The 21,266-nt window shown below is 54.9% G+C and carries 21 protein-coding genes; 16 read left to right on the top strand and 5 right to left on the bottom strand.

Annotation, left to right across the window (positions count from 1 at the left end):
• The first annotated feature begins 202 nt into the window (after positions 1-202).
• From B2Q93_RS04855 to npr, 11 genes are all read left to right on the top strand, one after another.
• Complete coding sequence (locus tag B2Q93_RS04855) at positions 203-1,180, top strand: calcium/sodium antiporter (RefSeq protein ID WP_040073875.1); 978 nt, start codon at positions 203-205, stop codon at positions 1,178-1,180.
• A gap of 13 nt (positions 1,181-1,193) precedes the next feature.
• A complete protein-coding gene (kdsD, locus tag B2Q93_RS04850) occupies positions 1,194-2,180 on the top strand; it encodes an arabinose-5-phosphate isomerase KdsD (RefSeq protein ID WP_046885778.1) in 987 nt (328 codons plus the stop codon).
• Between the two features lie 14 nt (positions 2,181-2,194).
• Positions 2,195-2,761 (top strand): 3-deoxy-manno-octulosonate-8-phosphatase KdsC, encoded by a 567-nt coding sequence (gene kdsC / locus B2Q93_RS04845; protein ID WP_040073873.1) that lies wholly within the window; start codon positions 2,195-2,197, stop codon positions 2,759-2,761.
• On the top strand, positions 2,758-3,333 hold the full coding sequence (gene lptC / locus B2Q93_RS04840) for an LPS export ABC transporter periplasmic protein LptC (protein ID WP_040073872.1): 576 nt from the start codon (positions 2,758-2,760) through the stop codon (positions 3,331-3,333). Before kdsC ends, lptC begins: the two co-directional genes overlap by 4 nt.
• Positions 3,302-3,856 carry a lipopolysaccharide ABC transporter substrate-binding protein LptA gene (gene lptA / locus B2Q93_RS04835; RefSeq protein WP_040073871.1) on the top strand — a complete coding sequence of 185 codons (555 nt, stop codon included), beginning with the start codon at positions 3,302-3,304 and terminating at the stop codon, positions 3,854-3,856. The genes lptC and lptA overlap by 32 nt, the downstream gene beginning before the upstream one ends.
• 6 nt (positions 3,857-3,862) lie before the next feature.
• Positions 3,863-4,588, top strand: coding sequence for an LPS export ABC transporter ATP-binding protein (gene lptB, locus B2Q93_RS04830; RefSeq protein WP_040073870.1), 726 nt, complete (start codon positions 3,863-3,865; stop codon positions 4,586-4,588).
• A 48-nt stretch (positions 4,589-4,636) separates the two neighbouring features.
• Complete coding sequence (rpoN, locus tag B2Q93_RS04825; protein WP_040073869.1) at positions 4,637-6,070, top strand: RNA polymerase factor sigma-54; 1,434 nt, start codon at positions 4,637-4,639, stop codon at positions 6,068-6,070.
• Between the two features lie 22 nt (positions 6,071-6,092).
• On the top strand, positions 6,093-6,380 hold the full coding sequence (gene hpf, locus B2Q93_RS04820) for a ribosome hibernation promoting factor (protein ID WP_010436063.1): 288 nt from the start codon (positions 6,093-6,095) through the stop codon (positions 6,378-6,380).
• An 82-nt stretch (positions 6,381-6,462) separates the two neighbouring features.
• Positions 6,463-6,954, top strand: a complete 492-nt coding sequence (gene ptsN, locus B2Q93_RS04815) for a PTS IIA-like nitrogen regulatory protein PtsN (RefSeq protein ID WP_040073868.1) — start codon at positions 6,463-6,465, stop codon at positions 6,952-6,954.
• 45 nt (positions 6,955-6,999) lie between these two features.
• Positions 7,000-7,854, top strand: coding sequence for an RNase adapter RapZ (rapZ, locus tag B2Q93_RS04810; protein ID WP_040073867.1), 855 nt, complete (start codon positions 7,000-7,002; stop codon positions 7,852-7,854).
• A complete protein-coding gene (gene npr / locus B2Q93_RS04805; protein WP_286932030.1) occupies positions 7,851-8,123 on the top strand; it encodes a PTS phosphocarrier protein NPr in 273 nt (90 codons plus the stop codon). Before rapZ ends, npr begins: the two co-directional genes overlap by 4 nt.
• Here the strand turns inward: npr and mtgA are convergent.
• From mtgA to lptF, 5 genes are all read right to left on the bottom strand, one after another.
• On the bottom strand, positions 8,120-8,818 hold the full coding sequence (gene mtgA / locus B2Q93_RS04800) for a monofunctional biosynthetic peptidoglycan transglycosylase (protein ID WP_249220296.1): 699 nt from the start codon (positions 8,816-8,818) through the stop codon (positions 8,120-8,122). The genes npr and mtgA overlap by 4 nt on opposite strands.
• Before the next feature lie 8 nt (positions 8,819-8,826).
• Positions 8,827-9,480, bottom strand: coding sequence for an isoprenoid biosynthesis glyoxalase ElbB (gene elbB, locus B2Q93_RS04795; protein ID WP_286932367.1), 654 nt, complete (start codon positions 9,478-9,480; stop codon positions 8,827-8,829).
• Positions 9,481-9,717: 237 nt separating this feature from the next.
• Complete coding sequence (gene arcB, locus B2Q93_RS04790) at positions 9,718-12,051, bottom strand: aerobic respiration two-component sensor histidine kinase ArcB (RefSeq protein ID WP_286932028.1); 2,334 nt, start codon at positions 12,049-12,051, stop codon at positions 9,718-9,720.
• 135 nt (positions 12,052-12,186) lie between these two features.
• The gene (gene lptG, locus B2Q93_RS04785) at positions 12,187-13,269 is read right to left on the bottom strand and encodes an LPS export ABC transporter permease LptG (RefSeq protein ID WP_040073863.1); all 1,083 of its coding nucleotides are present in this window, start codon (positions 13,267-13,269) and stop codon (positions 12,187-12,189) included.
• Positions 13,269-14,369, bottom strand: a complete 1,101-nt coding sequence (gene lptF, locus B2Q93_RS04780) for an LPS export ABC transporter permease LptF (protein WP_040073862.1) — start codon at positions 14,367-14,369, stop codon at positions 13,269-13,271. The genes lptG and lptF overlap by 1 nt, the downstream gene beginning before the upstream one ends.
• Positions 14,370-14,635: 266 nt before the next feature.
• Here lptF and pepA point away from each other — a divergent pair, with 266 nt between their 5' ends.
• From pepA to ahr, 5 genes are all read left to right on the top strand, one after another.
• Positions 14,636-16,147 carry a leucyl aminopeptidase gene (pepA, locus tag B2Q93_RS04775; protein WP_040073861.1) on the top strand — a complete coding sequence of 504 codons (1,512 nt, stop codon included), beginning with the start codon at positions 14,636-14,638 and terminating at the stop codon, positions 16,145-16,147.
• Between the two features lie 67 nt (positions 16,148-16,214).
• Positions 16,215-16,658, top strand: coding sequence for a DNA polymerase III subunit chi (gene holC / locus B2Q93_RS04770; protein ID WP_040073860.1), 444 nt, complete (start codon positions 16,215-16,217; stop codon positions 16,656-16,658).
• Positions 16,658-19,513 (top strand): valine--tRNA ligase, encoded by a 2,856-nt coding sequence (locus B2Q93_RS04765; protein ID WP_286808725.1) that lies wholly within the window; start codon positions 16,658-16,660, stop codon positions 19,511-19,513. Before holC ends, B2Q93_RS04765 begins: the two co-directional genes overlap by 1 nt.
• 123 nt (positions 19,514-19,636) lie before the next feature.
• Complete coding sequence (locus B2Q93_RS04760; RefSeq protein ID WP_046885773.1) at positions 19,637-20,140, top strand: GNAT family N-acetyltransferase; 504 nt, start codon at positions 19,637-19,639, stop codon at positions 20,138-20,140.
• 78 nt (positions 20,141-20,218) lie between these two features.
• Entirely contained in the window at positions 20,219-21,238 is a 1,020-nt protein-coding gene (gene ahr, locus B2Q93_RS04755) for an NADPH-dependent aldehyde reductase Ahr (protein ID WP_046885772.1), read from the top strand.
• Positions 21,239-21,266 lie beyond the last annotated feature (28 nt).

The raw sequence follows: 21,266 nt of genomic DNA, 5'->3' as shown, positions 1-21,266 counted from the left end.
CAGGATAAGCATGATGCTTGATTCAGCTCCAAACCCAGCATTTTTACAGAATATTTCACACTGAGGTAAGCGAAAGCTGGCATTTGTTTTACTTTTACGGCGCATAAAGTCAAAATTAAGAATTCGTTACGTCTACAGACTGTATGCAGCCAGAGATTTTCTCTCAGTGGACCGGCGAGTATACCTGAAGAAAGGACTTTTGATGCTTCTCGCAACAGCACTGTTAATAATTGGTTTACTTTTGGTCGTCTACAGTGCCGATCGTCTGGTGTTTTCAGCATCAATACTCTGTCGTCTCTTTGGCATTCCCCCTTTGATTATTGGCATGACGGTGGTCAGCGTTGGCACCTCCCTTCCTGAGATCATCGTGTCGGTCGCCGCTTCGATGCATGACCAGTTGGATCTCGCCGTCGGTACCGCCATTGGCTCCAATATCGTCAATATATTATTGATATTAGGGCTTGCCGCACTGTTGCACCCATTTCGCGTGCATTCTGATGTTCTGCGCCGCGAATTGCCGCTAATGTTGATCGTAAGTCTGTTGGCAGGCTGCGTATTGTACGACGGGCAGTTGACGATGAGCGATGGCATATTCCTGCTGGCGCTGGCGACGGTCTGGCTGCTTTACATTGTTAAGCTTGCCCGCGCCGCAGAAAAACAGGGCAATGATAGCCTGACCCGAGAACAGATGGCGGAGCTACCGCGCGAAGGCACGCTGCCCGTGGCGCTACTCTGGCTGGGGATCGCATTGATCATCATGCCCATGGCGACGCGGATGATCGTCGATAACGCTACGGTATTGGCAAACTACTTTGCCATGAGCGAGCTCACCATCGGCCTGACGGTTATCGCCATTGGTACCAGTCTGCCCGAACTGGCAACCGCCATCGCGGGAGCGCGTAAAGGCGAGGACGATATCGCCATTGGTAACATCATCGGTTCGAACATTTTTAATATCGCGATTGTGCTCGGCCTGCCAGCGTTGCTCTCACCTGGCGTATTCAACCCGCTGGCTTTCTCGCGAGATTACGGGGTGATGGTGCTGGTCAGCGCCATCTTTGCCCTACTCTGCTGGCGCCGCAAACGGCAGATTGGTAAAGGCGCAGGCGCGCTACTGACCGCGGGTTTTATCGTATGGATGGCGATGCTGTACTGGCTCTCGCCTCTTCTCTCTGGGTAAACGGATACGGATTATGTCGCACATAGAATTGCAGCCGGACTTTGACTTTCAGAAAGCAGGAAAAGCGGTTCTGGAGATTGAACGTGAAGGTCTGGCGCAGTTAGACCAATACATTAATCAGGATTTTACGCTGGCGTGCGAAATGCTGTTTCGCTGTAGCGGCAAAGTCGTGGTAATGGGGATGGGTAAATCAGGTCATATCGGCCGCAAAATGGCGGCAACCTTTGCCAGCACCGGGACAACGGCCTTTTTCGTCCACCCAGGCGAAGCCGCTCACGGCGATCTCGGTATGGTCACGCCGCAGGATGTGGTTATTGCCTTATCCAACTCAGGTGAATCTAACGAAATTCTGGCGCTGATCCCGGTCCTAAAGCGGCTGCAGGTTAAGCTTATCTGCGTTACCAGCCGCCCCGAGAGCAGCATGGCGCGCGCCGCAGATGTGCACCTGTGCGTGAAAGTCCCTAAAGAGGCCTGCCCGCTGGGTCTGGCTCCAACATCCAGCACCACCGCGGTACTGGTGATGGGCGACGCCCTTGCCGTCGCGCTGCTTGAGGCCCGCGGTTTTACGGCAGAAGATTTCGCCCTCTCCCACCCTGGCGGTGCGCTTGGACGCAAATTGCTGTTACGCGTCAACGACATCATGCATACTGGCGAGGAAATTCCGCACGTCAGTAAAGACGCTCCCTTACGTGATGCGTTACTGGAAATCACCCGTAAAAACCTGGGCATGACGGTCATCTGTGATGAGACGATGAAGATCGAAGGTATCTTCACCGACGGGGACCTGCGCCGGGTATTTGATATGGGCGTCGATGTTCGTACGCTGGGTATCGCCGATGTGATGACCAGCGGCGGAATTCGCGTGCGTCCGGGGACGCTGGCGGTCGATGCGCTCAACCTGATGCAGTCTCGCCATATTACCGCGGTCATGGTTGCCGATGGCGACCAGTTGCTGGGTGTGGTACATATGCATGATCTTCTGCGCGCAGGCGTAGTGTAATGAAGGATAAGACAATGAGTAATGCGGGTGCTTCGCTTGCAACCTGTTACGGCCCGGTCAGTTCACAAATGATGGCGCAAGCGGAAAAGATTCGTTTGCTGATTCTGGACGTGGACGGCGTCCTCTCCGACGGCCTGATCTATATGGGCAATAACGGCGAGGAGCTTAAGGCCTTTAATGTGCGTGATGGCTACGGCATTCGCTGCGCACTGACTTCTGGCATAGAAGTTGCCATTATCACCGGCCGGAAGGCTAAACTAGTAGAAGACCGTTGCGACACGTTGGGCATTACCCATCTTTATCAGGGACAATCCGATAAGAGGGTCGCTTTCAGGGATTTGCTGGATAAACTGGCTATTGCCCCAGAAAACGTAGCCTATGTGGGCGACGATCTGATTGACTGGCCAGTAATGGCTGAAGTGGGGCTGAGCATTGCCGTTGCCGATGCGCATCCGCTTTTACTCCCCCGCGCTGACTATGTCACCCGGATCAACGGTGGCCGGGGCGCGGTTCGTGAGGTGTGCGATCTCCTGTTACTGGCGCAAGGCAAGCTTGATGAGGCCAAAGGGCAATCGATATGAGTAAAACCAGACGTTGGGTTATTATTCTGCTTTCGCTGTTGGCACTGGTACTGATTGGCGTGAATCTTGCCGATCGGGATGACACCGAGGCGCCGACGGTAAACACGAGCGATCCAACCTATAAAAGCGATCAAAGCAATACCGTGGTTTATAGCCCGGAAGGCGCACTGAATTATCGCCTTATCGCCCAGCACGTTGAATATTTCTCTGAGCAGGGTGATTCGTGGTTTACCCAGCCGGTGCTGACCACGTTTGACAAAGATAAAGTTCAGACATGGTCCATCAAATCAGATCGGGCAAAACTGACGAATGACCGTATGCTTTATCTCTATGGTCATGTGGAAGTGAATGCGCTGACCCCTGATGCGCAATTGCGCAAAATCACCACTGACAACGCACAGATCAATCTGGTCACCCAGGATGTCACATCCCAGGATCTGGTCACTTTATACGGCACAACATTTAATTCCAGCGGCCTCAGAATGCGCGGGAACTTACGCAGCAAGAACGCAGAGCTGATTGAAAAGGTTAGAACCTCCTATGAAATTCAAAACAAACAAACTCAGCCTTAATTTCGTCATCGCCAGCGCACTGCTGGCCGCCAGTCTGCCTGCGCTTGCTGTGACAGGTGATACCGAGCAGCCGATTCATATCGAGTCAGACACCCAGTCTCTTGATATGCAGGGCAATGTGGTGACGTTCACTGGCAATGTGGTGGTGACTCAGGGCACCATCAAAATCAATGCAGACAAAGTCGTCGTGACCCGTCCGGGTGGCGAAGATGGTAAAGAGATTATCGATGGTTACGGCAATCCGGCCACCTTCTACCAGATGCAGGACAATGGCAAACCGGTAAAAGGCCACGCGTCGCACATGCACTATGAGCTGGCAAAAGATTTTGTCGTGCTCACTGGCAACGCGTTCCTGGAGCAGCTGGACAGTAATATCACCGGCGACAAGATCACCTACCTGGTGAAAGAGCAGAAAATGCAGGCCTTCAGTGAAAAAGGCAAACGCGTCACCACCGTACTTGTTCCGTCGCAGCTGCAGGACAAAAACAGCAATCAGGCTCCGGCACAGAAAAAGAGTAACTAATTCGTTATGGCAACATTAACTGCAAAGAATCTTGCGAAGGCCTATAAGGGCCGCCGCGTCGTGGAAGATGTCAGTCTGACCGTAAACTCTGGTGAGATCGTCGGGCTTCTGGGGCCGAACGGTGCGGGTAAAACCACCACTTTCTACATGGTGGTCGGTATTGTGCCGCGCGATGCAGGCAACATCATTATCGATGACGAAGACATCAGTCTGCTGCCACTGCACGCCCGTGCCCGTCGTGGTATCGGCTATCTGCCGCAGGAAGCGTCCATCTTCCGTCGCCTGAGCGTCTTCGACAACCTGATGGCCGTCTTGCAGATCCGTGACGATCTTACCGCCGAGCAGCGTGAAGATCGCGCTAACGAGCTGATGGAAGAGTTCCACATTGAACATCTGCGTGACAGCCTCGGTCAGGCGCTCTCGGGCGGCGAACGTCGTCGCGTTGAGATTGCCCGAGCGCTGGCTGCCAACCCAAAATTCATTCTTCTTGATGAACCCTTTGCGGGCGTTGACCCCATTTCCGTAATTGATATCAAACGCATTATCGAGCATCTGCGCGACAGCGGCCTCGGCGTATTGATCACGGACCATAACGTGCGCGAAACGCTGGCCGTCTGCGAACGCGCATACATTGTGAGCCAGGGGCATCTGATTGCTCATGGCACGCCGCAGGCGATCCTGGAAGACGAGCATGTTAAGCGCGTGTATCTTGGGGAAGACTTCAGACTCTGATAGGGTAAGAGGTACAACAACGCGTAACCGGAGAAAAATGCTCTGAATATGAAGCAAGGTTTGCAATTAAGGCTCAGCCAGCAGCTGGCAATGACGCCACAATTACAGCAGGCAATCCGCCTGTTGCAATTGTCTACGCTTGAACTGCAGCAGGAGCTCCAGCAAGCGCTGGAGAGCAATCCTCTGCTTGAGCAAACCGATCTTCACGATGAGGTAGAAACCCAGCAGTCCCAGGACACCGAGGCACTTGATACCGCCGATGCCCTTGAGCAGAAAGAGATGCCCGACGAGCTGCCGCTGGATGCCAGCTGGGATGAGATCTACACCGCCGGCACCCCTTCCGGTAACCGCGTGGATTACCAGGACGATGAACTGCCGGTTTATCAGGGGGAGACAACCCAGTCACTGCAGGATTATCTGATGTGGCAGGTGGAGCTGACTCCGTTCTCCGATACCGATCGCGCCATCGCCACCTCTATCGTCGATGCTGTTGATGACACCGGTTATCTCACCGTACCGCTGGAAGATATTCTGGAAAGCATTGGCGATGCCGATATCGATCTGGAAGAGGTCGAAGCGGTTCTGAAGCGAGTTCAGCGCTTTGATCCCATTGGCGTAGCGGCGAGAGATTTACGTGACTGCCTGCTTATACAGCTGTCGCAGTTTGTGAAAGAGACGCCCTGGATCGAAGAGGCCAGACTGATCGTCAGCGATCATCTGGATCTGCTGGCAAATCATGACTTCCGGGCCTTAATGCGGGTGACGCGGCTAAAAGAAGATGTGCTCAAGGCCGCCGTGAATCTGATTCAGTCACTGGATCCCCGTCCGGGTCAGTCGATCCAGACCAGCGAGCCCGAGTATGTTATTCCCGACGTGCTGGTGCGAAAACATAACGGTCTGTGGACCGTAGAACTTAACTCCGACAGCATTCCCCGCCTGCAAATTAACCAGCAATACGCCTCAATGTGCACCAGCTCGCGCAACGATTCAGATAACCAGTTTATTCGCAGTAATCTGCAGGAAGCGCGCTGGCTGATTAAAAGCCTTGAGAGCCGTAACGATACCCTGCTGCGCGTCAGCCGCTGTATCGTCGAGCAACAGCAGGCCTTTTTCGAACGGGGCGAAGAGTACATGAAACCGATGGTGCTGGCGGATATCGCCCAGGCCGTCGAAATGCACGAATCCACGATTTCCCGCGTCACTACGCAGAAGTATCTGCATAGCCCACGCGGTATTTTTGAGCTTAAGTATTTCTTCTCTAGCCATGTTAATACCGAGGGCGGCGGCGAAGCATCGTCGACAGCCATCCGTGCGCTGGTGAAGAAATTGATCGCCGCGGAAAACCCCGCGAAACCACTGAGTGACAGTAAGTTAACCACCATGCTGTCGGATCAAGGTATCATGGTGGCTCGCCGCACTGTTGCGAAGTATCGAGAGTCTTTATCCATTCCGCCGTCTAACCAGCGTAAACAGCTGGTCTGACACAACCGATAAGGAAGACACTATGCAGCTCAACATCACTGGACATAACGTCGAAATTACCGAGGCGCTGCGCGAATTTTTGAATACAAAATTTGCCAAACTTGAACAGTATTTCGAGAGGATCAACCAGGTCTACATTGTGTTGAAAGTGGAGAAAGTGACTCATATCTCGGACGCCACCCTGCATGTTAACGGTGGCGAGCTCCATGCCAGTGCGGAAGGGCAGGACATGTATGCGGCTATCGACGGCTTGATTGATAAGCTGGCCCGACAGCTAAATAAACATAAAGATAAACTGAAACAACACTAATTGTCCGGGCAGTTAACGGATGCAGGCCGGCCTGTTGTGAAACACATCAGGCCCTTTGTATCGTTAGCGCTTAGGTGAAATTATGATAAATAACGATTCCGCTCTTCAACTGAGCAATGTCCTTAACCAGGAATGTACCCGCAGTGCCGTTCATTGCCAGAGCAAAAAACGTGCGCTGGAGATCATCAGCGAACTGGCGGCTAAACAGCTGGGCTTAGCGCCGCAAGTGGTGTTTGAAGCCATCCTGACCCGTGAAAAAATGGGCAGTACCGGTATCGGTAACGGCATCGCCATTCCGCATGGCAAGCTGGAAGAGGACACCCTGCGCGCCGTGGGCGTCTTTGTGCAGCTGGAAACACCGATCGCCTTTGATGCCATCGACAATCAGCCTGTCGACCTGCTGTTTGCGCTGCTGGTTCCTGCCGATCAAACGAAAACCCATCTGCATACGCTGTCGCTGGTCGCCAGACGCCTGGCAGACAAAACCATTTGTCGCCGCCTGCGCGCTGCGCAGAGTGACGAAGAGCTTTATCAAATTATCACGGAAGCGGAAGGCAACCAGGATGATGCGTAATCGGGTAATGGCTATGACATTTGCTGTCCTGAGGAGAAAAGTTTCATGGTGCTGATGATCGTCAGCGGACGTTCCGGGTCGGGTAAATCCGTCGCCCTGCGTGCGCTGGAAGATATGGGCTTTTACTGCGTAGATAACCTGCCGGTGGTGCTGTTGCCCGACCTGGCACGAACGCTGGCAGACAGACAAATCTCGGCGGCCGTCAGTATCGACGTACGAAATATGCCGGAATCCCCGGAGATCTTCGAACAGGCCATGAGCAGCCTGCCGGAAGCGTTTTCCCCGCAGCTGCTCTTCCTTGATGCCGACCGCAATACGTTAATCCGTCGTTATAGCGACACCCGTCGTCTGCACCCCCTTTCCAGTAAGAATCTGTCGCTGGAAAGCGCTATTGATGAAGAGAGCGATCTACTGGAGCCGCTGCGTTCCCGCGCGGATCTGATCGTAGATACCTCTGAGATGTCAGTGCATGAGCTGGCCGAGATGCTGCGTACCCGCCTGCTGGGTAAACGCGAACGTGAGCTGACCATGGTGTTTGAGTCCTTTGGCTTCAAGCACGGTATCCCTATCGATGCCGACTACGTCTTTGACGTACGCTTCCTGCCAAACCCACACTGGGATCCTAAACTGCGCCCAATGACGGGTCTGGATAAGCCGGTAGCGGCCTTCCTTGATCGGCATACTGAAGTCCATAACTTTATCTACCAGACTCGTAGCTATCTTGAGCTATGGTTACCTATGCTGGAGACCAATAACCGCAGCTATCTGACTGTGGCGATTGGCTGTACGGGCGGTAAACACCGTTCGGTCTACATTGCCGAGCAACTGGCTGACTATTTCCGCTCTCGCGGTAAAAACGTTCAGTCGCGTCATCGCACGCTGGAAAAACGTAAAACATGACCGTAAAGCAGACCGTGGAAGTCACCAATAAGCTGGGAATGCACGCCCGCCCGGCCATGAAGCTATTTGAGCTGATGCAGGGCTTCGACGCAGAGGTTCTGCTACGTAACGACGAAGGTGCCGAAGCGGAAGCGAACAGCGTGATTGCACTGCTGATGCTCGATTCCGCTAAGGGCCGCCAGATTGAAATTGAAGCGACGGGGCCTCAGGAAGAAGAGGCGCTGGCCGCGGTCATTGCGCTGTTTAACGCCGGGTTCGACGAAGATTAGTAGAGCTTGTGCGCCTGCATAAAGCCTTCGCCGCCTAACTGCCGCATCTGCCGCAGGATCCACGCCTGGCGGCTACGCACGTAACCCGTCGGTGCGCTGGCCTTAAAGCGAATTGGGTTTGGCAGAACGGCTGCGAGAAGCGCGGCTTCAGCGGGGCTTAGCTTACTGGCAGGTTTATGGAAATAGTGTTGAGACGCAGCCTCCACACCAAATACCCCCTCACCAAACTCGGCGATGTTGAGATACACCGTCAGGATCCGCTTCTTGCTCCAGACGGTCTCCATACCTAACGTCAGCCCGGCTTCCAGCCCTTTTCTCACCCAGCTACGTCCATCCCACAAAAAGAGGTTTTTGGCCGTTTGCTGGGAAAGCGTCGATGCACCACGGATCCGGTTCTCATTGCGTTCGTTATGCGCCAACGCTTTTTCAATGGCGCCCATGTCAAACCCCCAGTGCTCCGGGAATTTCTGATCTTCAGCGGCTATCACTGCCAGCCCCATCCAGGGGGAGATCTCATCCATGCTCACCCAGTCGGAATGCGCCACATAGCTGAAGTTTCCCGCGAACCAGGCACTAAGCTGACGCTCTACCATTACCGCAGAAAATGGCACCGGTAGAATATTGAACAGCGCAATGCCGCCGCCCCAGAACACCGCCAGCACCAACACAATCCGCAGCAGCCAGCGCTTGAACATCTTCACAATCATTCCGTCAGCACCAGTACGCGTGCGACCAGTTTATCAATGCCCGCAGCGGCTTCGGCGATAGTCTGTGCCAACATATACGCAGGTGTGGTGACGATTTTGTTATCTTCATCGACAACGATATCTTCCACCGGGCAGGGAACATGTTCACCGCCCATCTCCTCGATCACCTCGGCAGTATCGATATCGGTGCCGATGGTCAGGCGCAGCGGGAAATCAAAAATCTTTGGCAGCAAGGCCGGCGCAATGCAGATAAAACCCAGGGGTTTGCCCTGCTGGTGCATCTGCAGCGCCAGCGCTTTCAGATCGTCATCAACTTCACACTGGCTTCCCTGCGCAGCAAAGTTGCTCAGGTTTTTTGCCGCACCGAATCCGCCAGGTACGATCAGCGCATCCAGCGCCTCTGCCTTCGCCATATTGAGCGGATGAATATCTCCACGGGCGATGCGCGCCGCTTCGATCAGCACGTTACGGCTGTCGGCCATCGCTTCGCCAGTCAGATGATTAATGACGTCGGACTGGACTTTATCGGGGGCAAAACAGATTGCCTGCGCACCTCCCCGGGACAACGCCAGGAGCGTAAGGACGGACTCGGTGATTTCAGCCCCGTCATAAACACCACAACCGCTAAGCACTACGCCAACCTTTTTCATCATGCCGATTCCTTATAGCAAGTGACTGAAGCTTATTAATAATTCTGATTAAAACGCTATGCTTCACATATTTCACTGATTCATGTAACAAAGTATTTAAGATTTGCTATCTTAACTGCGTGCGGCCTAAATTTTGAGGCGGCGTCTGGTTCCAAAATGATAACAATGTTCTCTACAGGCGCAGCCAAGATTTCCCTGGTGTTGGCGCAGTATTCGCGCACCCCGGTTTAGCCGGGGTCATTTTTTTCTGCTTTCTACCCACGCTTTCAATACCGCCACATCGTTCTGCCACTCTTGCTTCATCTCTTCGACCCATTCACCGACATTATCGGACCAGGCAGGAAGATCGGGGCTCTGGATCTGCTGACCAAGCTGTTGCAGATGACGCAAACCTACCGAGCCCGCTGCGCCTTTAATTTTATGCCCCTCTTCCACGATGCCTTTCTGATCGCGCGCGGTCAGGTTCGACTCCAGCACCGCTAAATAGCCAGGCATCATCTTCTCGAAGACCGCCAGCCCATCGGTAATCAGCTTCGGGCCAACCAGTTCGATGTATTGTTCAAGCATGGCGATATCCAGCAAGGTATGCGCTTTATCGGTATCAACCTTCGTCATGGTGCTCTCCTCTTCGTCACAGGTATCCCAGTACTTCTTAATCATGGCAGTGAGAGCAGGTACGGACAGCGGCTTGCTCAGCACATCGTCCATCCCGGCCTCCAGATACTCTTTTTTATCCTTCAGCACGTTCGCGGTCAGCGCCACCAGCGGCGGCAACTCGTCACGGCTGTAGCGACGCGTGAGCTCACGCGAAATATCCAGCCCGGTCATATCCGGCAACTGGATATCAAGCAACAGCAGGTCATATTCGCCTGGCGTGAACATCTCCAGCGCGGCAGTCCCGGTCATGGCGACATCCACGCTACTGCCCAGTTTTTCCAGCACCGAGCGCGCCACAATGACGTTAAGTTCAATATCTTCCACCAGCAAGACGTGCAGCGCGGGCAGCGGTAAATCATCGTGAGCGAAGGTATCTTCCACCTCTTCTGCCACCGCCGGAGCATGCACGCTCAGAGCAAACAGCGAGCCCTTACCCCGGTTGCTGGAGACGGTGATATCGCCGCCCATGCTTTTCGCCAGACGACGCGATACTGCCAGACCTATACCGGTGCCGGTGGCAGGCTTACCGCCCTGACTATCTTTCACCTGATAGTACATGGCAAAGATCTTATCCTGCTCTTCCTGCGGAATGCCGATCCCTGAGTCTTCAACCTCAAAATGCAGCATCTCCCCTTCGCCGTAGCGAACCCGCACCGACACCTGCCCTGCCTGCGTAAACTTGACGGCGTTACTGATCAGATTCCACAGAATCTGGCGCAGACGCGTACCATCGGTGACCACTTTATGGGGCAACGGCAAGGTGGGCTCCAGCACAAAGCGTAGACCTTTCTGCTGCGCTTGCAGGCCTGACAGATTTTCCAGGTCGGCCAGGAAGCTGGTGAAGTCTACCGGCTGGTTATCCAACTGAACTTTACGCCGCTCCATCTTATCCATGTCGATAATATCGTTGAAAATATTCCCCAACGTCACGGCTGAAACATGGATAGTCTTAAGGTATTTCTCCTGCTCGGCAGACAGCTCGGTATCAAGCAGAATACGGCTTAGCCCGACGATACCGTTTAGAGGCGTACGCAGCTCATGGCTGATGGTCGAGATAAAGGTGGTCTTATCCCGGCTGGCGCGCTCCAGCGCATCCTGATAGCGCTTACGTTCGGTAATATCACGGCCAAAGCCCATCAGGCCATGGCGTTTACCCACGCGGTCGTAATAGGGAACTTTGCGGATCTCAAAGCAGGCTTTGCGCCCATCCGGATAATCCAGCCACTGTTCGTAGGTGAGAGAGACGTTGTGACGGAAGACTTTTTCATCCGTTTCAATGACTTTTGCCGCCGCCTCTTCGGAATAGACGTCCTGCGGTTTGAGGCTAACCAGCTGTTTTTCACTTTTGCCGGTCAGCAGTTCCATTGCCCGGTTGCAGCCGGAGAACTCTTTATCCTCATTACGGTAGAAGACCAGATCCGGTGAAGCATCAAGAAACGAACGCAGGAAAGAGGATTGCTGTTCGAGCTGGATCTGCGTCTCTTCACGCTCTTTCATCTCGACCTTCAGCTGCTCCAGCGTTACGCGGCGCTCTGCTTCGGCTTTTTCACGATCTGAAATTTCCTGATTAAGCTGTGCAATGTTGTCCTTCAACTGAACATTGAGCTTCAGATCGCGCTCGCGCATCTCCTCCAGTTTCTCCACCAGCCGGGAGAGGCGTTGACGCGACTCCTCGAGCTGCTCGACCACCACCGACAGGAAGTAGACCGCCCAGGGGGTAATCAACAGACCGAAGAAAATAGAGCGGATGACGTCGATACTTTCGACCTGCCCATGCAGCACCATGGTCACCGCCATCTGTACCACAATCGCCAGCACTACCAGCGCCAGGGCGAGCAACATGGAGAAGCGTACCAGGCCAAGCTTCATCATGAGATCGACGTAGTACTGCGCCAGCATTCGAATTTGCTTCATAGAGGATTCCTTCACGGCTTCATCGCACAATCATACTCAAATTTCAGGCAAGACGTTGAAGGTTGTGCGAAAAAGTGCGGGGTAGAGCGGGAGATCCCCCTCGCTCCCACGACGGGGAGAGAGGGGTAAAGCAGGTCAGGAGCGTTTTAGCATCAGCCAGAGGCTGATAACGAAGAAAGATGCGCTTGGCAGCAGGGCACCAATCACCGGCGGTATGCCATACACCAGGGTCAGCGGACCGAAGATCTGGTCCAGCACGTAGAAGACAAAGCCAAAGCTAATCCCGGTGACGACGCGCACGCCCATGGCTACGCTACGCAGCGGCCCGAAGATAAAGGAGAGAGCCATCAACATCATGACCGCCACGGAGAGCGGCTGGAAGATTTTGCTCCACATATTGAGCTGATAACGACCGGCATCCTGGCCACTCGACTTAAGATACTTCACATAGTTGTGCAGGCCACTGATAGAGAGCGCGTCCGGATCCAGTGCCACCACGCCGAGCTTATCCGGCGTCAGGTTGGTTTTCCAGGTGCCACTGACGGTTTGCGAGCCCGTGATCTGTTTTGGATCCTGCAGGTTAGACTCGTCAACCTGCGACAGACGCCAAAGTTTATTCTCTGCATCAAAGGTCGCCGATGCTGCATAACGTACCGCCTGCAGGCGGCGCTGATCGTTAAAGCTATAAATGCTTACGCCGCCAAGGGAGTTGTCGCCCTTCACGCGTTCGATATAGACAAAGTTATTTCCGTCTTTCGCCCACAGCCCCTGCTGGGTTGAGAGCAGCGAGCCGCCGTACATGGCCTGCGCACGGTAGTTACGCGCCATCTGCTCGCCCTGCGGTGCCACCCATTCGCCGATGGCCATGGTCAGCAGCACCAGTGGAATGGCGGTTTTCATGACCGACAGCGCCACCTGCATACGGGTGAAGCCAGAGGCCTGCATGACAACCAGTTCACTGCGCTGTGCCAACATCCCCAGACCCAGCAGGGCACCTAACAGCGCCGCCATCGGGAAGAAGATCTGCACATCTTTTGGCATGCTGAGCAGGGTATACATACCTGCACCCAGAGCGTCGTAACTCCCCTGCCCGGCCTTTTTCAGCTGATCAACAAACTTGATGATGCCGGAGAGGGAGACCAGCATGAATAACGTCATCATGATGGTGGTAAAAATGGTTTTACCGATATAGCGGTCTAAAACGCGAAAAGCCTGCATTACACCGCTCCTTTACGCATAAAACGGGATCTGAAACGGCGCATCGGCACGGTATCCCAAAGGTTAAGCGCGATGGCCAGCAACAGATACAGCACGTTGACCGCCCAGGTCCAGATAACCGGGTCGATTTTGCCTTTCCCACCGTTCGATTTTATGGAGGTCTGCAGCAGGAAGAAGACCAGATAGAGCAGCATCGCCGGCAGCATTGACAGCACACGTCCCTGACGCGGGTTGACCACGCTCAGCGGAACCACCATCAGTGCCATCATAAACACGGTGAATACCAGCGTAATACGCCAGTGCAACTCTGCCCGGGCGCGATCGGTATCGGTGGTGAAGAGCGTACGCATGTTCATCTGATCCGTATCGCTCGGGTCCAGCGCGACCGCCTGGTGACCAATGATCGCCTGGTAGTTCTGGAAGTCGGTAATACGGAAATCGCGCAACATGGCAGTGCCTTCAAAGCGGGTGCCTTTGTTCAGCGTGACGACCTGAGACCCATCTTTAGTCTGAGAAAGCTGGCCTGAATCAGCCACCACCACGGAGGGACGGGCATTGCCTTTCGGTCGAATTTGCGCGAGGAAAACGTCGTTGAACCGGCTACCGTCAACGCTTTCGATAAACAGGACCGAGTTGCCGTCGCTGGCTTGCTGGAACTGTCCCTGGGCCAGGGCAGCCATGCCGGGGTTGGCTTTCGCTTCAGCCAGCACTTCATCCTGATGGCGCGATGACCAGGGGCCTGCCCACATCACGTTGACGGCGGCAACGATACCGGTAAACAACGCCAGTACCATGGCGGCTTTTACCAGTACCGCTTTGCTCAGTCCACAGGCGTGCATGACGGTGATTTCACTTTCGGTATAGAGTTTACCGAGCGTCATCAGCAATCCGAGGAAAAGGCTCAACGGCAGGATCAGCTGCGCCATTTCAGGCACGCCTAACCCGAGGAGGGAAAGCACCAGATTTGTAGGAATTTCGCCGTCGACCGCTGCACCGAGGATCCTCACCAGTTTCTGACAGAAAAAAATCAGAAGCAGGATGAAGAGTATTGCCAGCTGGCTTTTGAGCGTCTCCCGCACCAGATATCTTATGATTATCACATTAAATACGCCCGTAAAAACCCGTCTTTTTGCTGGAAAATCGCTTGTTTCATGGCTTAAACGTCATTTATTCTCTTGAGTCGTCGAAATCATCGCTAAGATTAGAACACCCGACGGATTCGCGCTTCAGAAGATGTAATGATGTGTCGAAACCGTAATAACGTAAGATTAACACGAAGTCACCGCAACAGCGGGCATGAGTTACGAAAGGTTTCAATTCTATCCGTAGCGGCCGCTGTTGTCTTTAAGATTCAGGAGCGTAGTGCATGGAGTTCAGTGTAAAAAGCGGCAGCCCGGAGAAACAGCGGAGCGCCTGTATCGTTGTGGGTGTCTTTGAGCCCCGCCGCCTCTCCCCCATCGCCGAGCAACTCGACAAAATCAGCGACGGCTATATTAGTGCCCTGCTGCGCCGTGGCGAACTGGAAGGCAAACCGGGACAGACCTTATTACTGCATCATGTTCCGAACGTGCTGTCCGAGCGTATTCTTCTGATCGGCTGCGGTAAAGAACGTGAGCTGGATGAGCGCCAGTACAAACAGGTTATTCAGAAAACTATCAATACGCTGAATGATACTGGCTCAATGGAAGCGGTCTGCTTCCTCACCGAGCTGCACGTTAAAGGCCGTAACACTTACTGGAAAGTGCGTCAGGCCGTTGAGACGGCAAAAGAGTCGCTGTACAGCTTCGATCAGCTGAAAACCAATAAAAGCGAACCCCGTCGTCCGCTGCGTAAAATGGTCTTTAACGTGCCTACCCGCCGTGAACTGACCAGCGGTGAACGTGCGATTCAGCATGGCCTGGCCATCGCGGCCGGTATTAAAGCCGCGAAAGATCTGGGTAATATGCCACCAAACATCTGTAACGCCGGCTATCTGGCCTCGCAGGCGCGTCAGTTGGCCGACTCTTACAGCAAAAACGTCATCACCCGCGTGATTGGCGAGCAGCAGATGAAAGAGCTGGGCATGCACTCCTACCTCGCGGTGGGAAATGGTTCCCAGAACGAATCCCTGATGTCGGTCATTGAATACAAGGGCAATCCATCGGAAGACGCACGCCCTATTGTGCTGGTGGGTAAAGGCCTGACCTTTGACTCCGGCGGTATCTCCATCAAACCTGCCGAAGGCATGGATGAGATGAAGTACGACATGTGCGGTGCGGCGGCCGTGTACGGTGTCATGCGTATGGTGGCGGAGCTGCAACTTCCGCTTAACGTTATCGGCGTACTGGCCGGCTGTGAAAACATGCCGGGTGGCCGCGCATACCGCCCAGGCGACGTGCTGACCACCATGTCCGGTCAGACCGTTGAAGTGCTGAACACCGATGCCGAAGGCCGCCTGGTGCTGTGCGACGTCCTGACCTACGTTGAGCGCTTCGAACCTGAAGCGGTTATCGATGTGGCAACCCTGACCGGGGCCTGCGTCATTGCGCTGGGCCATCACATCACCGGCCTGATGTCGAACCACAATCCGCTGGCGCACGAGTTGATTGGCGCGTCCGAGCAGGCTGGCGACCGCGCATGGCGACTGCCGCTGGCCGACGAGTTCCAGGATCAGCTGGAGTCGAATTTCGCGGATATGGCGAATATCGGCGGCCGTCCGGGTGGTGCCATCACCGCGGGCTGTTTCCTGTCGCGTTTCACCCGTAAGTACAACTGGGCACACCTCGACATCGCGGGTACCGCATGGCGCTCCGGCAAAGCCAAAGGCGCCACCGGTCGTCCGGTTGCGCTGCTGTCGCAGTTCCTGCTCAACCGCGCCGGCTTTAACGGCGAAGAGTAAACCCGAAAGCCGGGTGGCAGATGCCACCCGGTTTCGCATTTAAAATCACCACAAGAAGCCCCATATCATGAAAAACGCAACGTTCTATATTCTGGACAACGATACACAACAGGATGGCCTGAGCGCCGTTGAACAACTGGTGTGTGACATTGCCGCAGAACGTTGGCGCAGTGGCAAGCGCGTGCTCATCGCCTGTGAAGATGAGCAGCAAGCCATTCGTCTTGATGAGGCGCTATGGGCGCGACCTGCCGAGAGTTTTGTCCCGCACAATCTGTCGGGTGAAGGGCCGCGTGGCGGTGCCCCGGTGGAGATAGCCTGGCCACAAAAACGTAACAGCAGCGCGCGCGATATCCTGATAAGCCTGCGTACTGGCTTTGCAGATTTTGCCACCGCTTTCACAGAAGTGGTAGACTTTGTCCCCTACGAAGATTCCCTGAAACAACTGGCGCGCGAACGCTATAAAGCGTACCGCCTGGCTGGTTTTAACCTGAATACGGCAACCTGGAAATAATGGAAAAGACATATAACCCACGCGATATCGAACAGCCGCTTTACGAGCACTGGGAACAGCAGGGCTATTTCAAGCCTAACGGCGATGAAAGCAAAGAGTCCTTCTGCATCATGATCCCGCCGCCGAACGTCACCGGCAGTTTGCATATGGGTCATGCTTTCCAGCAGACCATCATGGACACCATGATCCGCTACCAGCGCATGCAGGGTAAAAACACCCTGTGGCAGGCGGGGACTGACCACGCGGGTATCGCGACCCAGATGGTCGTTGAGCGTAAAATTGCCGCTGAAGAGGGTAAAACCCGCCACGACTACGGTCGCGACGCGTTCATCGACAAAATCTGGCAGTGGAAGGCAGAATCTGGCGGCACCATCACCCGCCAGATGCGTCGTCTCGGCAACTCCGTGGACTGGGAGCGCGAGCGCTTCACCATGGACGAAGGCCTCTCCAACGCTGTGAAAGAAGTGTTTGTCCGTCTGTATAAAGAGGACCTGATTTACCGTGGCAAGCGCCTGGTAAACTGGGACCCGAAACTGCGCACCGCCATCTCTGACCTGGAAGTGGAAAACCGCGAGTCAAAAGGCTCGATGTGGCACATCCGCTATCCGCTGGCCGACGGCGCAAAAACCGCAGACGGTAAAGATTACCTGGTGGTTGCTACCACTCGTCCGGAAACCCTGCTGGGCGATACCGGTGTGGCCGTTAACCCGGAAGATCCGCGCTACAAAGATCTGATCGGTAAATTTGTGGTACTGCCGCTGGTTAACCGCCGTATTCCGATTGTGGGCGACGAACACGCCGACATGGAAAAAGGCACCGGCTGCGTGAAAATCACCCCGGCCCACGACTTCAACGACTACGAAGTGGGTCGTCGTCATCAGCTTCCAATGATCAACATTCTGACCTTCGACGGCGATATCCGTGAAAGCGCAGAAGTGTATGACACTAAAGGCAACGAATCTGACGTTTACGCCAGCGACATCCCGGCCGAGTTCCAGAAGCTGGAACGCTTCGCCGCGCGTAAAGCGATTGTCGCTGCCGTAGACGCACTCGGCCTGCTGGAAGAGATCAAGCCTCACGATCTGACCGTGCCGTACGGCGACCGTGGTGGTGTGGTTATCGAGCCAATGTTAACCGACCAGTGGTATGTCCGTGCCGACGTGCTGGCTAAACCTGCTGTTGAAGCGGTTGAAAACGGCAGCATCCAGTTCGTACCGAAGCAGTATGAAAACATGTACTTCTCCTGGATGCGTGACATTCAGGACTGGTGTATCTCCCGTCAACTGTGGTGGGGCCACCGTATTCCGGCGTGGTATGACAACGAAGGCAACGTCTACGTTGGCCGCACCGAAGACGAAGTGCGTCAGGAAAACAACCTGGGCGCTGACGTTGCCCTGCGTCAGGACGAAGACGTGCTGGATACCTGGTTCTCCTCCGCACTCTGGACCTTCTCTACCCTCGGCTGGCCGGAAAATACCGACGCCCTGCGTCAGTTCCACCCAACCAGCGTGATGGTTTCCGGCTTCGACATCATCTTCTTCTGGATCGCCCGCATGATCATGATGACCATGCACTTTATTAAAGATGAAGACGGCAAACCGCAGATCCCGTTTAAGACGATCTACATGACTGGCCTTATCCGCGACGACGAAGGTCAGAAGATGTCCAAATCCAAGGGTAACGTTATTGACCCGCTGGATATGGTCGACGGTATCTCGCTGGAAGAGCTGCTGGAAAAACGTACCGGCAACATGATGCAGCCGCAGCTGGCCGAGAAGATCCGCAAGCGTACCGAGAAGCAGTTCCCGAACGGGATTGAGTCTCACGGTACCGACGCCCTGCGCTTCACCCTGGCGGCGCTGGCCTCTACCGGCCGCGACATCAACTGGGACATGAAGCGTCTGGAAGGTTACCGTAACTTCTGTAACAAGCTGTGGAACGCCAGCCGTTTCGTGCTGATGAATACCGAAGACCAGGATTGCGGCTTTAACGGCGGCGAGATGACGCTGTCGCTGGCAGACCGCTGGATCCTGGCGGAATTCAACCAGACGGTGAAAGCCTTCCGTGACGCGCTGGACAGCTTCCGCTTCGACATCGCGGCAGGCATTCTGTACGAATTCACCTGGAACCAGTTCTGCGACTGGTATCTGGAGCTGGCGAAGCCGGTGATGAACGGTGGTTCTGAAGCAGAACTGCGCGGTACGCGTAATACGCTGATCACCGTGCTGGAAGGTCTGCTGCGCCTGGCGCACCCGGTCATTCCGTTCATTACCGAAACCATCTGGCAGCGTGTGAAGGTGATTGCAGGTATCAACGCCGACACCATCATGCTGCAGCCGTTCCCGGAGTTCGATGCCGCTAAAGTAGATGAAGCCGCATCAGCTGATACCGAATGGCTGAAACAGGCGATTGTTGCTGTGCGTAACGTTCGTGCAGAAATGAATATCGCCCCGAGCAAGCCGCTGGAACTGCTGCTGCGCGGTTGCAGCGAGGCTGCCGTTCGTCGTGTGAATGAGAACAGCACCTTCCTGAAAACCATGGCGCGTCTGGAGAGCATCACCGTGCTGCCTGCCGATGACAAAGGTCCGGTTTCTGTGACCAAAATCATCGACGGCGCCGAGCTGCTGATCCCAATGGCGGGTCTGATCGACAGAGATGCCGAGCTGGCGCGTCTGGCGAAGGAAGTGGCGAAAGTCGACGTGGAAATTGGCAAAATCGAAAGCAAACTGGCGAACGAAGGCTTTGTCGCCCGCGCGCCGGAAGCGGTCATCGCCAAAGAGCGTGAGCGTCTGGTTGCTTTCGCCGATGCAAAAACCAAACTGATTGAGCAGCAGGCGGTTATCGCAGCCCTGTAATGCTTTTACCCCTTACGCTTCAGGGCGTAAGGGGTTTCCTCCCTGAAAACTCCTCGCTTGCACTCCCTTTGCTCCAGTGCTATTAACAGCAGCTGTGTGTCAATTTTTGTCATGAGTAATGCTATGAGCGTGATTGCCCCCGTCGCGACGACGATGCGTCGTATCACTGAACAGGACAACCCGGCCATCGCCGCCGTTATCCGCACCGTTTCCGCCGAATATGGCCTTACGGCCGATAAAGGCTACACCGTAGCCGATCCTAACCTCGATGAGCTGTTCCAGCTATACAGCCAGCCAGGCCACGCCTACTGGATCATTGAGCAGGCAGGCAAGGTTGTGGGCGGTGGCGGCGTGGCGCCTTTGACCTGCAGCGAGCCCGATATCTGTGAACTGCAGAAGATGTACTTTCTGCCCGCCATTCGCGGCCAGGGGCTGGCGAAAAAGCTGGCGCTGGTTGCGCTTGAACACGCGCGCGCTGAGGGCTTCACCCGCTGTTATCTCGAAACCACCGCGTTCCTCAAAGAGGCCATTGGCCTGTATGAACACCTGGGCTTCGAACATATCGACGCGCCGCTGGGCTGCACCGGCCACGTCGACTGCGAAGTGCGGATGCTAAAGACCCTCTGATACTGCCCCCATTCTGTTAAGCGGCTGTAAACTGAATGCTCTACACTCTCAGTTCAACACCATAACGGGGGAATAAAGATGTCGATGATAAAAAGCTATGCCGCGCCGCAGGCGGGTGCAGAACTTGAGCTGTACGAGTACGATGCGGGTGAGCTAAAAGCAGAAGACGTCGAAGTTCAGGTAGATTATTGCGGTATTTGCCACTCGGATCTGTCGATGATCGACAACGAATGGGGCTTTTCAAATTATCCCCTGGTTGCCGGGCATGAGGTAATCGGCCGTGTGGTTGCGCTGGGCACTGCCGCGCAGGACAAAGGGCTGAAAGTTGGCCAGCGCGTGGGCATTGGCTGGACGGCGCGCAGCTGTGGACATTGTGATGCCTGTATCAGCGGCAACCAGATTAACTGTCTGGAAGGCACGGTACCTACCATTCTCAATAAGGGCGGGTTCGCCGACAAACTGCGCGCCGACTGGCAGTGGGTGATCCCGCTACCGGACAGCATTGATATCGAATCCGCAGGCCCGCTGCTCTGCGGCGGTATTACGGTATTTAAACCGCTGCTGATGCACCACATCACCGCCACCAGCCGCGTGGGCGTAATTGGTATTGGCGGACTGGGCCACATTGCCATTAAGTTACTGCACGCCATGGGCTGCGAAGTGACGGCGTTCAGCTCTAACCCGGCGAAAGAGCAGGAAGTGCTGGCAATGGGCGCCGATAAAGTGGTGAACAGCCGCGATCCGGAAGCCCTGAAAGCGCTGGCGGGTCAGTTCGATCTGATCATCAACACCGTGAACGTCGATCTCGACTGGCAGCCGTACTTTGAAGCGCTGGCCTACGGCGGTAACTTCCATACCGTTGGGGCAGTGCTGAAGCCGCTGCCGGTTCCGGCGTTTACCCTGATTGGTGGCGATCGCAGCGTATCTGGCTCTGCAACCGGCACACCGTTTGAGTTGCGCAAACTGATGAAGTTTGCCGGACGCACCAAAGTGTCCCCAACCACCGAACTGTATCCGATGTCGAAAATCAATGAGGCGATCCAGCACGTGCGCGACGGCAAGGCCCGTTACCGCGTGGTATTAAAAGCCGATTTCTGATGTGACTACGCCGGGTGGCGGCATCGCC

This window comes from Leclercia sp. UBA5958 (assembly GCF_002430365.1).
Classification (GTDB): domain Bacteria; phylum Pseudomonadota; class Gammaproteobacteria; order Enterobacterales; family Enterobacteriaceae; genus Enterobacter; species Enterobacter pneumoniae.
Note: the sequence above shows the minus strand (reverse complement) of the source record. Positions and strands in the feature narration are given on the sequence as shown.

Coding starts and splice junctions, on each gene's coding strand:
- lptG (WP_040073863.1), bottom strand. CDS start 13,269: ATGCAGGCTTTTCGCGTTTTAGACCGCTATATCGGTAAAACCATTTTT.
- B2Q93_RS04765 (WP_286808725.1), top strand. CDS start 16,658: ATGGAAAAGACATATAACCCACGCGATATCGAACAGCCGCTTTACGAG.
- rpoN (WP_040073869.1), top strand. CDS start 4,637: ATGAAGCAAGGTTTGCAATTAAGGCTCAGCCAGCAGCTGGCAATGACG.
- ptsN (WP_040073868.1), top strand. CDS start 6,463: ATGATAAATAACGATTCCGCTCTTCAACTGAGCAATGTCCTTAACCAG.
- ahr (WP_046885772.1), top strand. CDS start 20,219: ATGTCGATGATAAAAAGCTATGCCGCGCCGCAGGCGGGTGCAGAACTT.
- holC (WP_040073860.1), top strand. CDS start 16,215: ATGAAAAACGCAACGTTCTATATTCTGGACAACGATACACAACAGGAT.
- lptB (WP_040073870.1), top strand. CDS start 3,863: ATGGCAACATTAACTGCAAAGAATCTTGCGAAGGCCTATAAGGGCCGC.
- kdsC (WP_040073873.1), top strand. CDS start 2,195: ATGAGTAATGCGGGTGCTTCGCTTGCAACCTGTTACGGCCCGGTCAGT.
- B2Q93_RS04760 (WP_046885773.1), top strand. CDS start 19,637: ATGAGCGTGATTGCCCCCGTCGCGACGACGATGCGTCGTATCACTGAA.
- arcB (WP_286932028.1), bottom strand. CDS start 12,051: ATGAAGCAAATTCGAATGCTGGCGCAGTACTACGTCGATCTCATGATG.
- mtgA (WP_249220296.1), bottom strand. CDS start 8,818: ATGTTCAAGCGCTGGCTGCTGCGGATTGTGTTGGTGCTGGCGGTGTTC.
- pepA (WP_040073861.1), top strand. CDS start 14,636: ATGGAGTTCAGTGTAAAAAGCGGCAGCCCGGAGAAACAGCGGAGCGCC.
- rapZ (WP_040073867.1), top strand. CDS start 7,000: ATGGTGCTGATGATCGTCAGCGGACGTTCCGGGTCGGGTAAATCCGTC.
- hpf (WP_010436063.1), top strand. CDS start 6,093: ATGCAGCTCAACATCACTGGACATAACGTCGAAATTACCGAGGCGCTG.
- lptA (WP_040073871.1), top strand. CDS start 3,302: ATGAAATTCAAAACAAACAAACTCAGCCTTAATTTCGTCATCGCCAGC.
- lptC (WP_040073872.1), top strand. CDS start 2,758: ATGAGTAAAACCAGACGTTGGGTTATTATTCTGCTTTCGCTGTTGGCA.
- npr (WP_286932030.1), top strand. CDS start 7,851: ATGACCGTAAAGCAGACCGTGGAAGTCACCAATAAGCTGGGAATGCAC.
- kdsD (WP_046885778.1), top strand. CDS start 1,194: ATGTCGCACATAGAATTGCAGCCGGACTTTGACTTTCAGAAAGCAGGA.
- elbB (WP_286932367.1), bottom strand. CDS start 9,480: ATGAAAAAGGTTGGCGTAGTGCTTAGCGGTTGTGGTGTTTATGACGGG.
- B2Q93_RS04855 (WP_040073875.1), top strand. CDS start 203: ATGCTTCTCGCAACAGCACTGTTAATAATTGGTTTACTTTTGGTCGTC.